The organism is Enterococcus sp. 1001283B150225_161107_E12 (genome assembly GCF_015556925.1).
Lineage (GTDB): Bacteria > Bacillota > Bacilli > Lactobacillales > Enterococcaceae > Enterococcus_B > Enterococcus_B mundtii.
Window position 1 is genome coordinate 1 of the sequence record NZ_JADNNI010000025.1, and the last position, 17746, is coordinate 17746.

Annotated in this window: 12 protein-coding genes; 8 read left to right on the top strand and 4 right to left on the bottom strand. The window is 40.8% G+C overall.

Annotated features, from left to right (window positions below; genetic code table 11):
* Positions 1-77 precede the first annotated feature (77 nt).
* The gene (locus tag I2F89_RS14650; protein WP_195514567.1) at positions 78-500 is read right to left on the bottom strand and encodes a hypothetical protein; all 423 of its coding nucleotides are present in this window, start codon (positions 498-500) and stop codon (positions 78-80) included.
* 59 nt (positions 501-559) lie between these two features.
* Complete coding sequence (locus tag I2F89_RS14655; RefSeq protein WP_071867827.1) at positions 560-1309, bottom strand: C39 family peptidase; 750 nt, start codon at positions 1307-1309, stop codon at positions 560-562.
* A 272-nt stretch (positions 1310-1581) separates the two neighbouring features.
* Between I2F89_RS14655 and I2F89_RS14660 the strand changes: the two genes are divergently transcribed.
* Together I2F89_RS14660 and I2F89_RS14665 are read left to right on the top strand one after the other, a co-directional pair.
* The gene (locus I2F89_RS14660; protein ID WP_010735604.1) at positions 1582-1779 is read left to right on the top strand and encodes a hypothetical protein; all 198 of its coding nucleotides are present in this window, start codon (positions 1582-1584) and stop codon (positions 1777-1779) included.
* Positions 1780-2019: 240 nt separating this feature from the next.
* Entirely contained in the window at positions 2020-2508 is a 489-nt protein-coding gene (locus I2F89_RS14665) for a hypothetical protein (protein WP_071867826.1), read from the top strand.
* 69 nt (positions 2509-2577) lie between these two features.
* Here I2F89_RS14665 and I2F89_RS14670 read toward each other — a convergent pair whose 3' ends face one another.
* Positions 2578-3174 carry a nitroreductase family protein gene (locus tag I2F89_RS14670; RefSeq protein WP_071867825.1) on the bottom strand — a complete coding sequence of 199 codons (597 nt, stop codon included), beginning with the start codon at positions 3172-3174 and terminating at the stop codon, positions 2578-2580.
* Positions 3175-3546: 372 nt separating this feature from the next.
* Here I2F89_RS14670 and I2F89_RS14675 point away from each other — a divergent pair, with 372 nt between their 5' ends.
* From I2F89_RS14675 to pheT, 6 genes are all read left to right on the top strand, one after another.
* Complete coding sequence (locus I2F89_RS14675; RefSeq protein WP_195514568.1) at positions 3547-5010, top strand: peptide MFS transporter; 1464 nt, start codon at positions 3547-3549, stop codon at positions 5008-5010.
* A gap of 142 nt (positions 5011-5152) precedes the next feature.
* Positions 5153-8683 carry a PD-(D/E)XK nuclease family protein gene (locus I2F89_RS14680; RefSeq protein ID WP_195514569.1) on the top strand — a complete coding sequence of 1177 codons (3531 nt, stop codon included), beginning with the start codon at positions 5153-5155 and terminating at the stop codon, positions 8681-8683.
* Positions 8680-12399: a helicase-exonuclease AddAB subunit AddA gene (gene addA / locus I2F89_RS14685; RefSeq protein WP_195514570.1), complete on the top strand. Its 3720-nt coding sequence runs from the start codon at positions 8680-8682 to the stop codon at positions 12397-12399. The genes I2F89_RS14680 and addA overlap by 4 nt, the downstream gene beginning before the upstream one ends.
* Positions 12400-12465: 66 nt before the next feature.
* Positions 12466-12807, top strand: coding sequence for a winged helix-turn-helix transcriptional regulator (locus tag I2F89_RS14690; protein WP_019724054.1), 342 nt, complete (start codon positions 12466-12468; stop codon positions 12805-12807).
* Between the two features lie 308 nt (positions 12808-13115).
* Positions 13116-14159 (top strand): phenylalanine--tRNA ligase subunit alpha, encoded by a 1044-nt coding sequence (gene pheS / locus I2F89_RS14695; RefSeq protein WP_071867821.1) that lies wholly within the window; start codon positions 13116-13118, stop codon positions 14157-14159.
* Positions 14160-14163: 4 nt separating this feature from the next.
* Positions 14164-16584 carry a phenylalanine--tRNA ligase subunit beta gene (pheT, locus tag I2F89_RS14700; RefSeq protein WP_195514571.1) on the top strand — a complete coding sequence of 807 codons (2421 nt, stop codon included), beginning with the start codon at positions 14164-14166 and terminating at the stop codon, positions 16582-16584.
* Positions 16585-16654: 70 nt separating this feature from the next.
* On the opposite strand, the gene trpS is transcribed toward pheT, so the two are convergent.
* A complete protein-coding gene (gene trpS / locus I2F89_RS14705; protein ID WP_019724057.1) occupies positions 16655-17668 on the bottom strand; it encodes a tryptophan--tRNA ligase in 1014 nt (337 codons plus the stop codon).
* Positions 17669-17746: the final 78 nt, after the last annotated feature.

Here is a 17746-nt window from a genome sequence, read left to right on the forward strand (position 1 = left end):
AATCTGAGCCAGAATGAGGTTCATTCTGACCCAGATTTAATTTTTCGCAACTCATCAGTCCTTATTGACAAAGAGCCTTATTTTCTTGCCATGTTCAATTTCAATTGATCGATTCGCCGTTCCAATTTTTTGATCAATCCAGCAGGCAAGCCGATGATCTCAGCGGATGCCAAGACAGAAGAGAGCAACTGATATTCAAGTGCTTCTGCATGGGTTTTACGATAAATGGTGGCTAAACGTTCGATGTACTCAAAATGAGTATAGCCAGTTTGAATGATCAAAAATTTCAACAAATCAATGGCTTTCTCGTAGTCTTGCTCTGAATAATAAGTCAATGCTTGTCGATAAAGTTTGATTTCAAGTAAATCGAGGGAAGCAGGGCTGTATCGGTTCGTCCATTCATTGACTGACACTTTTTTTTGGATATTCCCAGCAGTATCACGGACGAAGATGATTGGGATTTCATTTGGATCCGCCTTTTTATGAATAAATCGTTCCACAGATTCTTGCTCCTTCCATGCGTTGTTAGCTTGAGTATAAGCTATTTTTCTAGGAAATACTAGTTCTTTTCTAAAGTAAGCATTTGTCCGCCCATAGCAGTAAATACTTGCTCAAAGTCATCGATTGGTACCGCACGATTTTTTATGCCATAAGGATCATTGACATAGATCGATTGATCATCGTAGCCAGTTACAACACAGGCATGGACTAATGGCGTGACTTGTACTTCACCGTTTGCAGTCGTCCAAGTCATGAAATCATTTTCTGTCGGCCCTTGAAAATCGATCGTGACAGAAGCCCACACAGGTTTTTCTTCTTTTAATGCATTTTTGATGTCAGTCAAGCTTGCATCCGTTTGCGGTTCGGTATGATAATCGGTTTGTAGGATTTCTTGCGCTAACGTAGCGATTGGTGGAACATAGACACCCATTGCCCAGTCACCACCCCAAATCTCACCAACGAACCCTTCATTTGGATCGCCATGAGTGCCATCAGCATTGAAAACGGGGACATAATTTAATTGTTCGGCTAATTGATTCTTGGTGGTTTCGTAGCCATAGAAGCGCAGCAACATCGATAAGGCGGTTACTTCACAGCCATTCTCTAGTGCAGGTTCATCGAATTGATTTTCAAGAGGTACGTCGAGTAGTACTTGTTTTTCTTCGGTTTTGCTTGTCTGCTCTATGTTTTCCTCCGTTATTGATTTCTGATCTTCTAATTGTTTATTTGTAAAGTAAAAGACGCTTGAAATCAACACTAGCGTTGCCCCACCTAGTAGTAATCGTTTTTTACTTTTTTGTTTTGACATGAAAGACTCCCCCAGACTTCTTTCTATTATAATTGTTTTTCTAAAAAAAACTACATGAATCTGCCTGATCAGATGTAAAAAAACAAGGAAAAACAGTCCCAAAAACGATTTTTTTATTATGTTTAGCTGTTAAAATTTGTGAAAACGAAAACAGTACGCTATAATGCGGATAGATCAAATAAGAGTTTGATCAAAACACCACTAACGAAACACACAGATAAAACGAAATGATTTTCTGTGGCAAACTGTTTGAGTAGTTTAGGAGGATTTTGATGACGGAAGAAATGATTAATTTAGGAGAACAATATTCATGTAGGCCCATTGGTTTTACCAAATCAGTTGTTGGAGAAGTTGTTTCAAAAATGACGAATTGCGCCGTAGTCAAAGTTGCCCAATGCGCTATAGAAGATCAAGAATTATTAGAAGAAAAAGCTAGCATGGTAGTAGCTAAATATGATACATTTGAATAAGAAGATATGGACATGCAACATCGAATGATAATGTTGCAGGTCCTTTTAAGTTTATGAAAGGAGCATTGAACACTAAGGTATCAGACAGAAAAAACGAAAATGCCTATTTCATTTTTGAGTTTTTTGGCTTATGACCGAAGTGCTGCTCCTTGAATACCGTTTGTTCAGTTAGAGGGGACATGATTTACCCCTTTGATTTTCTAGTTTCAAGAGTTGAAAATAAAGGTGTGGATCGATAAGATGGTTTCCTTTTTTACAATAGTTCTTTTTTTATTTGTCATCGTCATGTGCTTATTTCTATGGCTTGTACGACGAGAGATCGTTTATAAAACGGTTCGGAATCGCTGGGTCTATTTAGTTGTTCCTTTCCTTGCTGTACTGGTTCTATGGTATACATTGGTTAGTCAACCAACCACTGATGAGTTAGTGAAAGGCATCTTGGCTTCTCTTGTGTTATTGAGTTTCTTGTTAGATAGTCGAGGACTTACTACAGAAGGGCTAGTTTTGAACAGCTTTGACCGCCGTGGAGTGCCATATTCTGAAATCAACAAAGTCGTTCTTTACCAACCAAAAGATTCGAAAGAAGTCAAAATGAATTTTTTCCGGAACGGTTGGCGTGGCCCGTTATTGAAATTTTCTGTCTCATTAGAAGAATTGATTCCTTTTTTAGCAAAACACTTAAATGATGATGCAGAACTTGATATCATGATCGAGCATGAGGATGAATGATCCATTGAAATGACAAAAAAGACAGCTCCTTCTTTTAATAGAGGGAGCTGTCTTTTTGTATTAGTGGAATTAGCCAAACACGCGGAAACGATCAGCATCGTTCATATATTCTTTTTCGCCAGCTGGAGATTCAGGTGAACCAAAGACTAATTGTGCACGTAATTTCCAGTTTGTAGGAATCGACCATTCTTTTGCGACAGCTTCATCGATCACTGGATTGTAATGTTGTAGGTTTGCACCTAAACCTTCTTCGCTTAATGCCACCCAAGTATTGGCTGTAGCAATACCATTTGATTGTTCTGACCAATCAGGGAAGTTATCTGCATATAATGCAAATTGCTCTTGCAAGTTTTTGATCACATCTGTGTCTTTGAAGAACAAGACAGTACCGTAACCTTTTTTGAAACTAGCTAATTTGTTTTGAGTATTTGGGAAAGCATCAGCAGGTGTCAATGGACGTAAAGCTTCTTCTGTCATTTCCCATAATTTTTCATGTGCATCGCCAAATAAGATTACTGCACGTGTTGATTGCGCATTGAAAGCAGTAGGGCTTTCTTTGATTGCTTCTTGGATCAATGTTGTTAATTCTTCATTTGATTGTGATACGTTACGGCCTAGATCATAGATCGAACGGCGGTTTTTTAAGATATTTGTAAATTCAGTCATAGATTAGTTCTCCTTTAATTCGCTTTTCTGCGTTTTTTTCTTGATGACAAAACGAAGTATATCATCTTACAAAAAGTAAGTAAAACAAAACGCTCAACAAAATGTAAGAATAGAAAAAAGATGTTCTTTTACATAAAAAATTCGTTACGAGACCGTTTACATACTGAATATACCGACATTTAAGCTTTATGACATGAAGTAGACTATATAATTATTAAAAATAACCTATGTTTTTTCTTATCGTTTTCCCATTAAAATTTTGTTGTATTTATAGAAAATAAGTATATATTTCTTAAATAAATATTTTTACACGGATTTTCGGTAAATATGTGTATTATTTTCTGAAAATTAAAAGAATTGGGGTATGGGAATATGGAAAAACAAGACAAAGGGTTCTTCGGTCAGCCGAAGGGATTGTCTACATTGTTCTTCACAGAGATGTGGGAACGATTCAGTTATTATGGTATGCGTGCCTTACTGATCTATTATATGTACGACACGGTAGCAAATGGTGGACTTGGTTTACCTCGTGCCACAGCGTTGTCGATCATGTCGATCTACGGTTCGTTGATTTATATGTCGAGTATCGTAGGCGGCTGGTTTTCAGATCGTGTGTTAGGAGCCAAAAAAACCGTCTTTATTGGTGGGATCTTCATCATGATCGGTCATGTTGTTTTGGCATTGCCGTTTGGTGTCTCTACTTTATTTATCTCGATGGCACTGATCATCATCGGTACAGCTTTCTTAAAACCAAACGTTTCGGGAATGGTTGGGCATTTGTATACGAAAACCGATTTAAGAAGAGATGCAGGATTTTCGATTTTTTATATGGGTGTCAATTTAGGCGCATTGCTCGCGCCGTTGATCGTCGGTACGATCGGTCAAGAGTATAACTACCATTTAGGTTTCTCATTAGCCGCTATCGGTATGTTCTTCGGGTTGTTGCAATATGTGATCCAAGGACGTAAGACATTGGATGGAGTGGGTATGACACCTCCAAATCCTTTAACACAAGGCGAACGCAAAGGATTTATCCGTAATGTTGTGATTGCTTTGATCGTATTTGCTATTATTTTTGGTGGAGCGCAACTGACTGGACATTTGACGATCGATTTCTTTGTTAATACGATCAGTGTCTTAGGAATCGTTTTACCACTTTATTACTTTATCAAAATGTTGACTTCAAAAGATGTTTCAGTGGAAGAAAAACCACGCGTATGGGCATATATTCCGTTATTCTTAGCAGCGATCATCTTTTGGTCATTGCAAGAACAAGGGTCATCGATCCTCGCGCTGTTTGCAAGTGAACGGACACAATCGACTTTGATGGGTGTTCCGATCCAAGCGAGTTGGTATCAATCATTGAACCCGATCTTCATCTTTATTTTGACTCCTGTGTTCGTTACTTTATGGACACGGTTAGGTAAACGTCAACCATCAACTGTAGTGAAGTTCTCACTAGGTTTGTTATTTGCCGGATTGTCCTATCTGTTATTGATGTTGCCGGGGATGTTATATGGAACAGCTGGAAAAGTCAGCCCGCTTTGGCTGATCGGTAGCTTTTTCATTATCGTGATCGCTGAACTTTGCTTATCACCTGTCGGTCTTTCTGTTACGACGAAATTAGCACCTAGAGCCTTTGAATCGCAAACGATTGCGATCTGGTTTTTAGCCGATGCTTCTTCCCAAGCCATCAATGCACAAATCGCTCGTTTTTATACACCTGGTACCGAATCAGCGTACTTTGGGATCATTGGTGTCATAGCAATCGTTGGTGCAGTGATTTTATTTGCAATCAAAGAACCAATCAAAAAATTAATGGGCTCGATCCACTGATTGGATCAGCGTCATTTGTCGGAGAGGACAGTCGTCCTGCTCCGGCTTTTTTATTTCCAAAATTTAAACGATAATAGAACAAATGTTCAGCTATCTTTGTTATAATGAAGAGGTATATCAACCAGGAAAAGGAGGCAATAAGGTGTCGTTACAATTTATCTTAGGGAATGGTCAAAAAGACCACCGCAAAGCACTGATCGATGAAGCCGCCGCTTGGCTTGAAAAAGATGAAGACAATCAAGTATTTTTCCTTGTACCTAACTATAATAAATTTGAACAAGAGCAAGAATTACTCGCTGAGATGCGCAAAAAAAGCGGAAAAAGCTCATTTAGCACAACGAATATGCAAGTATTCAGTTTCTATCGTTTGGCTTGGTACTTGTTGCAACAAACCACGTTGCTGACAGGTAGTGAATTGACCGAATCTGGTTCAGCAATGATCCTCCGCCAAATCCTAGAAAAAAAACAAGAAGAATTGACGATATTTCGAGGAGAAATCCGTAAAAAAGGGTTTATCCGTCAACTACAAGAGCTATACAGCGAACTGCAAGTCGGAAAAATTTCGCCTGTTGATTTGCTCACTTCTGTGACAGGAGAGTCGCCAAAAGAAGAAGACCGACAATTGAAAATGAAGGATCTACAACTGATCTTCTCGGCATTCGAAGAGGAATTAGTCCAACGTGCGCTACAATCTGAAGACGCGTTGACTGTACTAGCAAATTATATGGCGACGCAGGATTATCATAAGATCAAGTTCTTAGTGAGTGGTTTCGCTCGGATCAATGCCCAAGAGTACCAATTGCTGCAAAAAATGATGGAAAAAGGACATCTAGTGGTGGATTTGCTATTGGATCGTCCCTACAAATCCGATCTACCAGATCCGTTGACCTTGTTTTTCAATACAGGGAAAGTCTATTTCCAACTACTTAACGCAGCAAGAGAATTGAATGTTCCTGTCTCTGTCGATCATTATGCACCGAATCGGGAATACCCAAAAGAACTTCAAATCTTACAACAAATGTGGGAAGAGACCTCCAGCCATCAGAAAAGCCAATCTGTTGAACTTGGCGCGCAAGAGACATTACATCTGTGGGAGGCGGAGAATCCAACGGAAGAAGTCCGCCAATTAGCGGTGGAGATCCGTCGCTTGGTCAGTCAAGAAGGGTTTCGCTATCGAGATATCCAAGTGTTGACGAAGGATATGACGCTTTATGGCAATTTATTGCGACCAATTTTCCAAGAGATGGAGATCCCTTTTTATCTAGATGAAGAACAACTGATGGAAAATCACCCACTGATTGAATGGATCAACAGCTTATTTGCATTGGATCGTTATCAATACCGTTTAAACGATATCATGCGTTTGTTCAAGACGGAGTTGACGATCGGTGCCCCAGCAGAAGAACTGGATCTTGAGACTTGGGAAGCTACTAGAAATCAATTCCGCACGAATTTAGATATCACGGAAAACGTAGCACTAGCTTACAACTACCAAGGCAATTATTGGCTCCGTGAGAAAGATTGGCAATTTGTTGCCTATGATTTTGAAGCAGAACAGCTAGAAGACGTCAAACAACTAGAAGAGCAATCAAATACGATCCGGAGACTTTTTCGCGACATGGTGCCGGTATTTTTGAAGAACATCAAAAAATGCCAAACAGGGCAAGAAGCAGTCACTTTGTTTTATCGCTTCTTGATCGAAAGCGGCGTACAGCAACAATTGCTTTTCTGGCGGGACCAAGAAGTGGCACGTGGCGGATTAGCTGCGGCTAGAAATCATGAACAAACGTGGGGCGCGTTGATGGATCTTTTGGATGAGTATTCATTGATCTATGGAGAAACAGCATTCGACTGGTCATTATTCCAAGAGATCATTACGAGTGGGCTAGAAAATCTTAGCTATGGGAAAATTCCTACGGCTATCGATCAGGTGAGGATCAACCGCTTGGAACTTGTGCGACCTAATCAAGCAAAAGTAACATTTGCGGTCGGCTTGAATGACCAAGTGTTCCCAGATCGTCATGAAACCAAAGGCTTATTATCGAGTGAAGAACGTGAAGCGTTGAATCAAGGGTTAGGCGAGGATCAATTTTTATTTGATCCAGCAAAAGAAAGTATGTCTTTCGAACCTTTCCAAGCGTATTTAGTGTTTGTTTCGGGAACGGAACGTTTGTATTTAAGTTATGCGCAAAGCTATGATACCAATCGCTTGAAAATGTCTCCGTATTTGAAACGAGTCGTGGACTATCTAGGTGTTCCAGTTGAACCAAAATGTCAGTTGCAATTGACGAGTAAGCCAGATTGTTACGTTGGCACTTACCGTAGTGGGATCAATACGATCAATCGGGTCTATCGTTTAGCAAAAGAAGCCAAACAAGCAGTACCCCTTTATTGGCAACAATTAAAAGAGTTAGTTTTACGCTCTGACCAACGAAATTTTGCATTGACGATTTTTGAAAGTCAAGATCATCTGAATGTACCAGTTTCCTTATCAGAAGAGATGGCAGAAGCTCTTTATGGCAAAGAAATCTACACGTCGATCTCACGCATGGAAAACTTTTATAACTGTGAATATAAATACTTTGTCCAGTTTGGTTTGAAGCTGAAAGAACGTAATATCTATGGGTTGACACCAGCTGCTACTGGGGACTTTTATCATGAATCATTGGATCGCTTCTTCAAATTGCTATTCTCGAATCAATTGTCACTTGTGGCGATGTCGGAGAAGGAACGACAAGAATTTACCGAAAAAGTCTTACAAGAAGTATTTGGTGAATTACGCTTTGAGATTTTAGATAGCTCTGCACGGATGAACTATATTCGATACCAATTAGGGCAAACGATCCAAAAAGTGGCTTGGGCGTTACAAAAACAAAGTAAGAATACGGGCATGAAACCATTACAGACAGAGATTTTATTCGGACAGATCGCTGGCGCACGAGGGATTCCAGGTTTGGAAATACCTTTAGACAAAGGCGGGAAACTCCACGTTCGCGGAAAAATCGATCGCATCGATGTGGCAACTGAACAAAGTGATACGTGGTTAAGTGTAGTCGATTATAAATCAAGTGGTCGTTCTTTTGATGTGACTGAAGCTTACTACGGCATGGCGATGCAACTATTGACATATCTTGATGTGGCATTGATGGATGCTGTACGATTGACTGGGAAAGCTGCAGTCAAACCAGCAGGCTCCTATTACTTGCATGTGCATAATCCAGTTTTGACAGATACGACAGATGTCGAGAAAAATACGTTGAAAAAATTCAGCTATGACGGTGTTTTTGTCGATGATCCCGGTCTGTTAGAAGTGCTCGATCATTCATTGGAAGCAAAAGAAAGTTCGTTGATCTATCCAGTGAAGAAAAACGCCAAAGACGAATTACAAAAGGGTAGTTATAGTAAAGAGAAGTTCTATACAGAAGAAGAACTTCAATTATTTATGAACCATAATCGTGAGAATATGCGTTTAGCGGGGGAAGCGATCACCTCAGGGGAGATCAAACTGAATCCCGCTTACAAAGATAAACAACGGATTGCTTGTGAGCATTGTCCGTTCAGAAGTATTTGTACGTTTGATGTCATGCTCAAAGAAAATAATTATCATCGTTTAGAAAAACTGGATAAAGATGAAGCATTGCGCAGAATACTAAAAAGGAGTGAAGACGAGTGACATCAATTCCTTTAAAACCGGAAAATGAACGTTTTACCGATGAACAATGGCAAGCGATTTTTGACCAAGGCGACAACCTACTTGTTTCGGCTTCCGCTGGCTCAGGTAAGACGACTGTGTTAGTCCGCCGAGTGATCGAAAAGTTAAAAATGGGTGTCAATATCGACGAGTTGCTGATCGTGACGTTTACAGAAGCAGCAGCAAGAGAAATGAAGGAACGGATCCAAGTAGCCTTGCAAGAAGCAGTGAATAGTGAAAGTGATCCGGTCTGGCAAAAACATTTTACGAAACAGCTCGTTTTACTACCCACCGCCAATATCTCGACACTCCATGCGTTTTGTTTAACGGTGATCCGTAAATATTACTATTTGATCGATATCGATCCAGTCTTTCGGATGTTGACGGATGAAACGGAAACGATCTTGATGAAAGAAGATGTCTGGGATGAGATCAGAGAACAACTTTATGCAGAAAATCGCGAAGCTTTTTTTCAGCTGACGATGAACTTTTCAAATGATCGCTCAGACGATGGTTTGACTAATCTCGTGTTTTCTCTCTATGATTTTGCTCGAGCAAATCCTGATCCGTTGGCTTGGTTGGATCGTTTACCAGAAGCATATCGGCTAGAAGAGGGATTAGCAGCTTCTGCATTGTACCAAGAACAGATCCGACCGCTCGTCTTAGCTGATTTACTTCATTGTACGCAGCTATACGAAGAAATGGTCGTTTTGGCACAAGAAGAAGGACTTGAAAAGATGTTTGATCAAGTCTCACAGGAACAAGCGAGCATCCAACAAATCTATGAACGTTTTCTTGGTGATGAGTTAGACGAAGCTTACCAAGCTTTAGAAAATCTGACGTTTTCGACCTTCAAAAGCAGTCGTAAAGCAGAGTTGAAAGAACGTTCGGCTGAAGTCAAAAACTTGCGAGACCGTGCCAAAAAAATCTTACAACAAATCGGTAAAAACTACTTCCCGGTTTCACCTGCACAAATTGAAGAGTTGAGTCAAAAAGCGTTCCCCCTCGTGGAACAAATGACCGAAGTCACTAAGTTTTTCATGGAAGGCTTCAGTGCGCGCAAACGTGAAAAAGGCGTACTAGATTTCAATGATCTGGAACACTTGGCGTTACAAATATTGACGAAACAAACAGAGGAAGAGTGGCTACCAAGCGAAGCATCGGTTTATTATCGCAAAAAGTTTAAAGAAGTCATGGTCGACGAGTACCAAGATGTCAATCAATTGCAAGAAGAATTGCTCTATTGGGTCAGAGAGCCAGATGAAGAGAGCGGCAATCTCTTTATGGTGGGAGATGTCAAACAGTCGATCTACTCCTTCCGTTTAGCAGATCCAACTCTATTTATCAATAAATATGAGAAATTCTCTGAAGAAAAAGGGGGACGACGAATCGTCTTAGCTGAGAATTTCCGTTCAAGGCAGGAAGTCCTAGCGTTTACCAACTTGATTTTTGAGCAGTTGATGGACCCAACCGTCGGACAAATCGCTTATGATGAAGCGGCTCGGCTTGTCCTTGGCTTTTCTGGATTCCCAGAAAATAAACAATTTGCACCAGAAGTCTTGATCTATGAAAAGGAACAAGAAACGACAGAAATCGAGTTGCCGATAGATGATATGTTGGAAGACAAAACAGAAGGTGAACTCTTGATGACTGGTTTGAAGATCCGTGAATTGATCGATTCAAAATTCATGATCTACGACAAAAAAAGTCAAGAAGAGCGCCCGATTGAATACAAAGATATCGTGTTATTGACACCCACGAAGAAAAATAATTTGACGATTTTAGAAGTATTCAAAACGTTTGATATTCCGTTGGAACTCAATGATGCCCAAAATTATTTCCAAGCGACAGAAATCAGGATCATGATTTCATTGCTCCAATTGATTGACAACCCTTATCAGGATATCCCATTAGCTTCAGTGTTACGTTCACCAGTCGTGGGCTTGATCGAACCAGAGTTAGCACGTATCCGATTAGCCGATAAGGCGCATACTTACTATGATGCAGTCTTGGCTTATCAAAATAATAACCAAGATGAATTAGCGGCTAAATTGCTTCATTTCAATGAGCAACTGCAACAATGGCGAGAGTTAGCGCGGCGTTCTTCGATCACGGACTTATTATGGGAGATCTATTACCAAACAGGGTATTTAGAATATGTCGTTGGGTTGCCAGCTGGTGCACAACGACAAGCGAATCTGTATGCGTTAGTGGATCGTGCCAAAGCTTATGAGCAAAGCTCGTTTCGCGGTCTCTATCAATTTGTACGATTTATTGAGAAAATGCAGGAGAAAGACAAAGACTTGGCGGAACCAGTGATTGCTTCTAGTGACAATGCCGTTCGCGTCATGACCATCCATGCAAGTAAAGGATTAGAGTTCCCCATCGTTTTCTTATTAGATATGACAAAGCAATTCAATCTACAAGACTTGAAAAACCGTTATGCCTTCGAAGAAAAACTAGGTGCGGGCGTGCGCTACATGGAGCCAGACACGCGGGTCTTGTTTGACACATTGCCTTATCAAGCCATCAAATTGGCTAAGCAGAAAAAATTGCTTTCTGAAGAAATGCGTAAATTATACGTTGGATTGACACGTGCCGAGCAAAAACTGTTTATTGTCGGTTCGTACAAAAGTAAAGAAGACACGTTCAAAGCGTGGTCAGAGGCAAGTGAACAAACGGATGTAGTGTTAGACCCTGTGATTCGCCTAAAAAGTTCGAGTAGCTTGATGAATTGGATCGGTTACAGCTTGATCCGTCATCCTAAAATGACCGAATATTTTCCAGAAGCCACGCCTTTGCCACAACTGAAACATTCACCGGGAGACTTTACGATCACCTGGATGGATCAACAAGTGATTTTAACACAACGCCAAGCATTGACAGTCAAAGAAGAGCAAGCAGAGGAACAAAAAGGAGATCAAACACCATTAACCGCTGAACTACAAGCTCGTTTAGCTTTCACTTATCCTTATGAAGCCTCTTCGCAAACAACAAGTTATCAATCGGTTTCTGAGATCAAACGGCTGTTTGAAGATCCAGATGATTCTCCAGAGGCACGTTTGACTTGGGAAAGCAGTGATAAAAAAGCCTTTGCCCAGCCTTTCAGGTATACACAAGACCAATTAGCTGAACCACGCTTTGTACAAAAAGAGCGTAAAGTTTCTGCCACAGCTATTGGGACAGCGACACATTTCCTATTACAAGTGCTGCCGCTAGAAAATGTGACGAAACAAAGCATCGAAAACGAATTGACAACCCTCGTCAAAAAACGTTTAGTCGATGAACAAGTAGCGAAACGTGTGCCGATTGATTCGATCTTATGGTTTTATGAATCTACCCTTGGCCGATCACTGATCGAACATCCAGAAAAAGTGAAACGCGAACAACCATTTTCAATGCTTCTACAAGCAGAAAAGGTATTCGATCACTACCCGAATGAAGACGATGAATTATTGATCCATGGGATCGTCGATGGATACCTTGATTTTGGGGAGTACGTGCAGCTTTATGATTTCAAGACTGATTTTATTTTACATCCTGAAAACCCAGAGGAAATCGCTAAGGTCATCAGCAAATACCGCGGGCAATTGAACTTATACCAACGTGCATTGAGTGAAGCGTTGAATAAACCCGTTCAAGATGTCTTTTTGGTTTTGTTACAGGCGAAGAAAATAATAAATCTTAATAAAGAATAAGAAGTGAGCAAACTGGACTTACACTTTGTAAGTAATATGCTATACTCATGAAAAGAGGTGAGTAAGATGGAGCTAACACAGACAGAATTCATTCTGTGTCCCAAATTTGAAAAAACATTCTCGATTTTAGGGAAAAAATGGAATGGATTGATTATCGATGTATTACTCGAAAATGGTCCGCAGCGCTTTGTTGATCTCTCTGCAAAAATCCCGATGGTCAGTGACCGTGTCTTGGTCGAACGATTAAAAGAGCTTGAAAAAGAAAAGATCGTTACCCGTAATTTTTCGTGTAATGAATCCAGCCGTTCAGAATATATGCTGACAGAAAAAGGGGCAGATCTACAAAAAGCGATGGTCCAGTTGCAGCTTTGGAGTGAGAAATGGGTCACACCCGAAGAATGCAGTTGATTTTGCATCAAAAATCTTGTACACTAGTTTTTAGTTGAATAGACAAAAAGAATGTTGACGAAAAAGAGTAGTTTGGCTAAACCAGTATAGGGAGATCTGTCATGGACTGAAAGCAGATCCTGTGTTTGAAAAATGAAGTTCACTTTCCGAGTTCGTCTGAGAGATTTTTCAGACCGGCAGTATATCTGTCGTTATTAAAATGAGTGTACGATCTCGTTGGGATCGTAAATTAGGATGGTAACGCGAAGACCTCGTTCCTTGATAGGAATGAGGTCTTTTTTGTAGTTGAATTTAAAGGAGGAAATCGCATGTCTTTACAAGCACAACTCGAAAGCTTGAAAGAAGCAACGATCGTCAAGATCAAGCAGGCGCAGGATTTGAAAGAACTAAATCAAATCCGTGTCGAAACATTAGGGAAAAAAGGACCGATCACTGAGGTCTTACGAGGAATGAAAGATCTAAGTGCCGAAGAACGTCCGAAAGTGGGAAGCTTTGCCAATGAGATCCGTGATCTATTGACACAAGAAATCGAAGAGAGAAAAGCAGTATTGGAAACCGCTGCAATGAATGAAGCATTAGAAAAAGAAACAATCGATGTCACGCTTCCAGGTCGCTCAGTCAAACAAGGGACACGCCATATCTTGACGCAGATCATGGAAGAAATCGAAGATATTTTTGTCGGCATGGGGTATCAAATCGTTGAAGGATATGAAGTCGAGTCAGACCATTACAACTTTGAACGAATGAATTTACCAAAAGACCATCCAGCGCGTGATATGCAAGATACTTTCTATATCTCAGAAGAAATCTTGATCCGTACGCATACGTCGCCTGTCCAAGCACGTACCATGGAAAAACATGATTTTTCAAAAGGTGCGCTACGCATGATCTCACCAGGAAAAGTTTTCCGACGTGATACGGATGATGCAACACACAGCCATCAATTCCATCAAATCGAAGGATTGGTGATTGACAAGAACGTGACGATGGGTGATCTAAAAGGAACACTTGAAGTCGTGATGAAGAAAATGTTTGGGGAAGATCGCCAAATCCGTTTACGCCCAAGCTATTTCCCATTTACAGAACCATCTGTTGAAGTCGATGTCAGCTGTTTCAAATGCGGTGGTTCAGGCTGTAACGTCTGCAAACACACAGGTTGGATCGAGATCTTAGGTGCTGGTATGGTTCATCCAAATGTCTTGGAAATGTCAGGGATCGATCCTGAAGAATACTCCGGATTTGCTTTTGGACTTGGCCCAGATCGTGTCGCAATGTTACGTTATGGGGTCAACGATATTCGTAATTTCTATCAAAATGACTTGCGCTTCTTAAGTCAGTTCAAGGGGGAGTAAAAGAATGTTAGTATCATATAAATGGCTGAATCAATACGTTGATTTATCAAATGTGACACCGCAAGAACTTGCAGACAAAATGTCCGTCACAGGAATCGAAGTCGAAGGTGTGACTGTACCTGAAGAAGGCTTGAAGAAAATCGTTGTCGGAGAAGTGAAGGAATGTATTCCGCATCCTGATTCGGATCATCTATCGATCTGTCAAGTCGATATCGGCGAAGAGGAATTATCACAAATCGTTTGTGGAGCACCGAATGTCAAAGCAGGAATCAAAGTCATCGTGGCTTTACCAAATTCACGGATTGCGGGCAATGTCAAAATCAAAAAAGGCAAGATGCGCGGACAAGTTTCAAATGGGATGATCTGTGCCTTACAAGAAATCGGTTATTCTGACAGTGTCGTACCGAAAGAATATTCAGAAGGCATCTACTATTTGCCACAAGAAGCGGTCAATGGGGAACCAGTCTTTTCTTATCTAGATATGGACGATGCCATCATCGAATTATCCATCACACCAAACCGTGCGGATGCACTATCAATGAGAGGTGTGGCGTATGAAGTTGGCGCGATCTACCGCCAAAAACCAACATTCAATGATGAAAAGTTAGTAGAAGTTGAACGTAAAGCTTCAGAAAAAATTGTGGTAAAAGTAGAAGATGAAGAATTGGTACCAGCATACCAAATCCGCATCATTGAAAACGTCAAGATCCAACCGAGTCCACAATGGCTGCAAAATATCTTGATGAATGAAGGAATCCGACCAATCAATAACGTCGTTGATATCACAAACTATATCTTGTTATTGTTCGGTCAACCGTTACATGCATTTGACTATGATAAGTTAGGTTCAGAAGAAATCGTGGTACGTCATGCAGCAGAAAAAGAGAACATCGTGACGTTAGATGGTGAAACGCGCACATTGACCTCAGAAGACTTAGTCATCACGAATGGACAAGTGCCAGTCGCCTTAGCTGGGGTAATGGGCGGACAAGACTCAGAGATTACGGAAACAACGACAACCGTTGCGTTAGAATCCGCTCTATTCGACCCCATCTCGATTCGTCGCACAGCAAAACGTTTCAATTTACGTAGTGAATCATCTGCGCGCTTTGAAAAAGGCATCAATAAAGGAACCGTCGGCGAAGCAAGCGATGTTGCAGCGGCGATGATCGTTGCTTTAGCAGGAGGAGAAGTGTTACAAGGAGCGGTCAAAGGTTCTGAGTATCAAGCAAAAGAAGTCGAAGTACAGATCACATTGAAGCGCATCAACCAGTACCTTGGCACAACCTTAAATGTCGCTGAAGTAAGTGAGATCTTTGAAGCATTAGGATTCGGCTATCACGTCGATGGAGAAACTTATACTGTTGTTATACCTCCAAGACGTTGGGATATCCAGATCGAAGCAGACATCATTGAAGAAGTGGCACGTATTTATGGGTATGATCGTTTACCTTCAACGTTACCAAGCGGCGAAACAGTTGCAGGTAGTTTGACACAAGAACAAGCGACTACACGAAAGATCCGTACATTACTTGAAGGCAGTGGTCTAACTGAAGCCATTAGTTATGCACTGACAACGGAAGATAAATCACGTCAATTCGCTTTGAAAGAAACAGCCATCACTCGCTTGGATTGGCCGATGAGTGAAGACCGTTCTGTCTTACGTATGAACTTGATCAGTGGTCTTTTGGATAACGTCCAATACAATACAGCACGTAAAAATGCAGATGTCGCATTTTATGAAGTGGGTCGCGTCTTCTATCAAGAAAACGATCCGTTGACACATCTGCCACAAGAAGTCACTCACGTAGCCCTTGCGGTGTCTGGCACATGGGAAGAAAAGAGTTGGCAAAGTAAGCCACAAGCGGTTGATTTCTTTACAGTAAAAGGCATATTAGAGAATGTATTCGAACAACTTTCTATCAATGAGGAAATCACTTATCAAGCGTTGACAACGATCGATGAACTTCATCCAGGTCGTACAGCAGCCATTTATTTAGGTGAAACAATGATCGGGTTTGTTGGTCAAGTGCATCCTATGACTGCTAAAGCTTACGATATTCCAGAAACGTATGTGGCAGAGTTTGATTTAGCCACAGTCGTGGAAGCATCACAAAAAGGCATCACTTTCCGACCAGTCACAAAATTCCCAAGTGTGACGCGTGACATTGCCATGTTAGTAGCTGAACAAGTGACGAATCAAGAAATCGTTCGCACGATCCAATCAGCAGCTGGTCGATTCTTGACGAGTGTGGAATTATTCGATGTCTATCAAGGAGCAAATATTGAAGCAGGGCATAAATCAGTCGCCTATACGTTAAGCTTTGAAAATCCCGAAGCAACGTTGACAGATGAAGAAATCAACCAAGCAATGAGCAAGGTTGAAAAGGCGTTGACAGAAACAGTCGATGCAAGTATTCGTTAAACCTTAATAATAGAAGAAAAAACTGGGACAAAAATCATTCAATGATTTTTGTTCCAGCTTTTTTGTGTGATTACTGATTGAAATAATTGATGCCCATTGCCGCTTTCACTTCAGAAAGTGTGGCTGCCGCAACTTTAGCCGCTTCTTCGCTACCATGACGTAAGATATCCATCACGGCTTGCGGATCTTTCGCCAATTCTTCACGACGTGCGCGGATCGGTGCGAACTCTGCTTCTAATACGTCGATCAAGTAACGCTTGATTTTCACGTCACCGAGTCCACCACGACGATAGTGGGCTTTCATCTCTTCTATTGCTTCTTTGTCTGTACCAAAAACATCTAAGTACGTAAAGACCATATTGCCTTCGACTTGTCCTGGATCTTGGACATGGATGTGATTTGGATCAGTATACATACTCATCACTTTTTTCTGTAAAACATCCGCAGGGTCAGAAATGTAGATGCCATTTCCTAATGATTTACTCATTTTTCCGTTACCATCGATCCCAGGTAAACGACCCATTCCTTTAGGAGGGAAGACGCCTTTCGGTTCAACTAGTACTTCTCCATAAGTGTGATTGAAACTTTGGACGATCTCTTGCGTTTGTTCCAACATTGGTTTTTGGTCTTCACCAACTGGCACTAGATTCGCTTTGAACGCAGTGATGTCAGCAGCTTGTGAGACAGGGTAGATAAAGAAGCCTGTTGGGACACTTTCGCCAAATTTCTTTTGCTCGATCTCCGTTTTAACAGTCGGGTTACGACGCACACGACCAACACTTACTAAGTTTAAGTAATACATTGTCAACTCAGCTAATTCAGGGATTTGCGACTGGATAAACAATGTTGATTTGGCAGGATCTAAACCAACCGATAAGTAATCTAAAGCAACTTCTAATACATTGGAAGACACTTTTTCAGGGTCTTTCGCATTGTCAGTCAAGGCTTGCATATCTGCGATCATTACGAACAACTGATTGTTCTCATCCGCTTGCATTTCTACACGTTTTTTCAAAGACCCGACATAATGGCCTAAGTGTAGTTTGCCAGTAGGACGGTCTCCTGTTAAAATAATATTTTTCAAAAAAGAACACCTCTTTGTAATTTCTAAGACTAATACTTAATATCTTACCGTTTTTTTGCAGAATTAACAACAGGATAA

Excerpts from the sequence above, each read along its gene's own strand:
- I2F89_RS14655 (WP_071867827.1), bottom strand. The coding sequence starts at position 1,309 with ATGTCAAAACAAAAAAGTAAAAAACGATTACTACTAGGTGGGGCAACG.
- I2F89_RS14660 (WP_010735604.1), top strand. The coding sequence starts at position 1,582 with ATGACGGAAGAAATGATTAATTTAGGAGAACAATATTCATGTAGGCCC.
- I2F89_RS14665 (WP_071867826.1), top strand. The coding sequence starts at position 2,020 with ATGGTTTCCTTTTTTACAATAGTTCTTTTTTTATTTGTCATCGTCATG.
- I2F89_RS14670 (WP_071867825.1), bottom strand. The coding sequence starts at position 3,174 with ATGACTGAATTTACAAATATCTTAAAAAACCGCCGTTCGATCTATGAT.
- I2F89_RS14675 (WP_195514568.1), top strand. The coding sequence starts at position 3,547 with ATGGAAAAACAAGACAAAGGGTTCTTCGGTCAGCCGAAGGGATTGTCT.
- I2F89_RS14690 (WP_019724054.1), top strand. The coding sequence starts at position 12,466 with ATGGAGCTAACACAGACAGAATTCATTCTGTGTCCCAAATTTGAAAAA.
- pheS (WP_071867821.1), top strand. The coding sequence starts at position 13,116 with ATGTCTTTACAAGCACAACTCGAAAGCTTGAAAGAAGCAACGATCGTC.
- pheT (WP_195514571.1), top strand. The coding sequence starts at position 14,164 with ATGTTAGTATCATATAAATGGCTGAATCAATACGTTGATTTATCAAAT.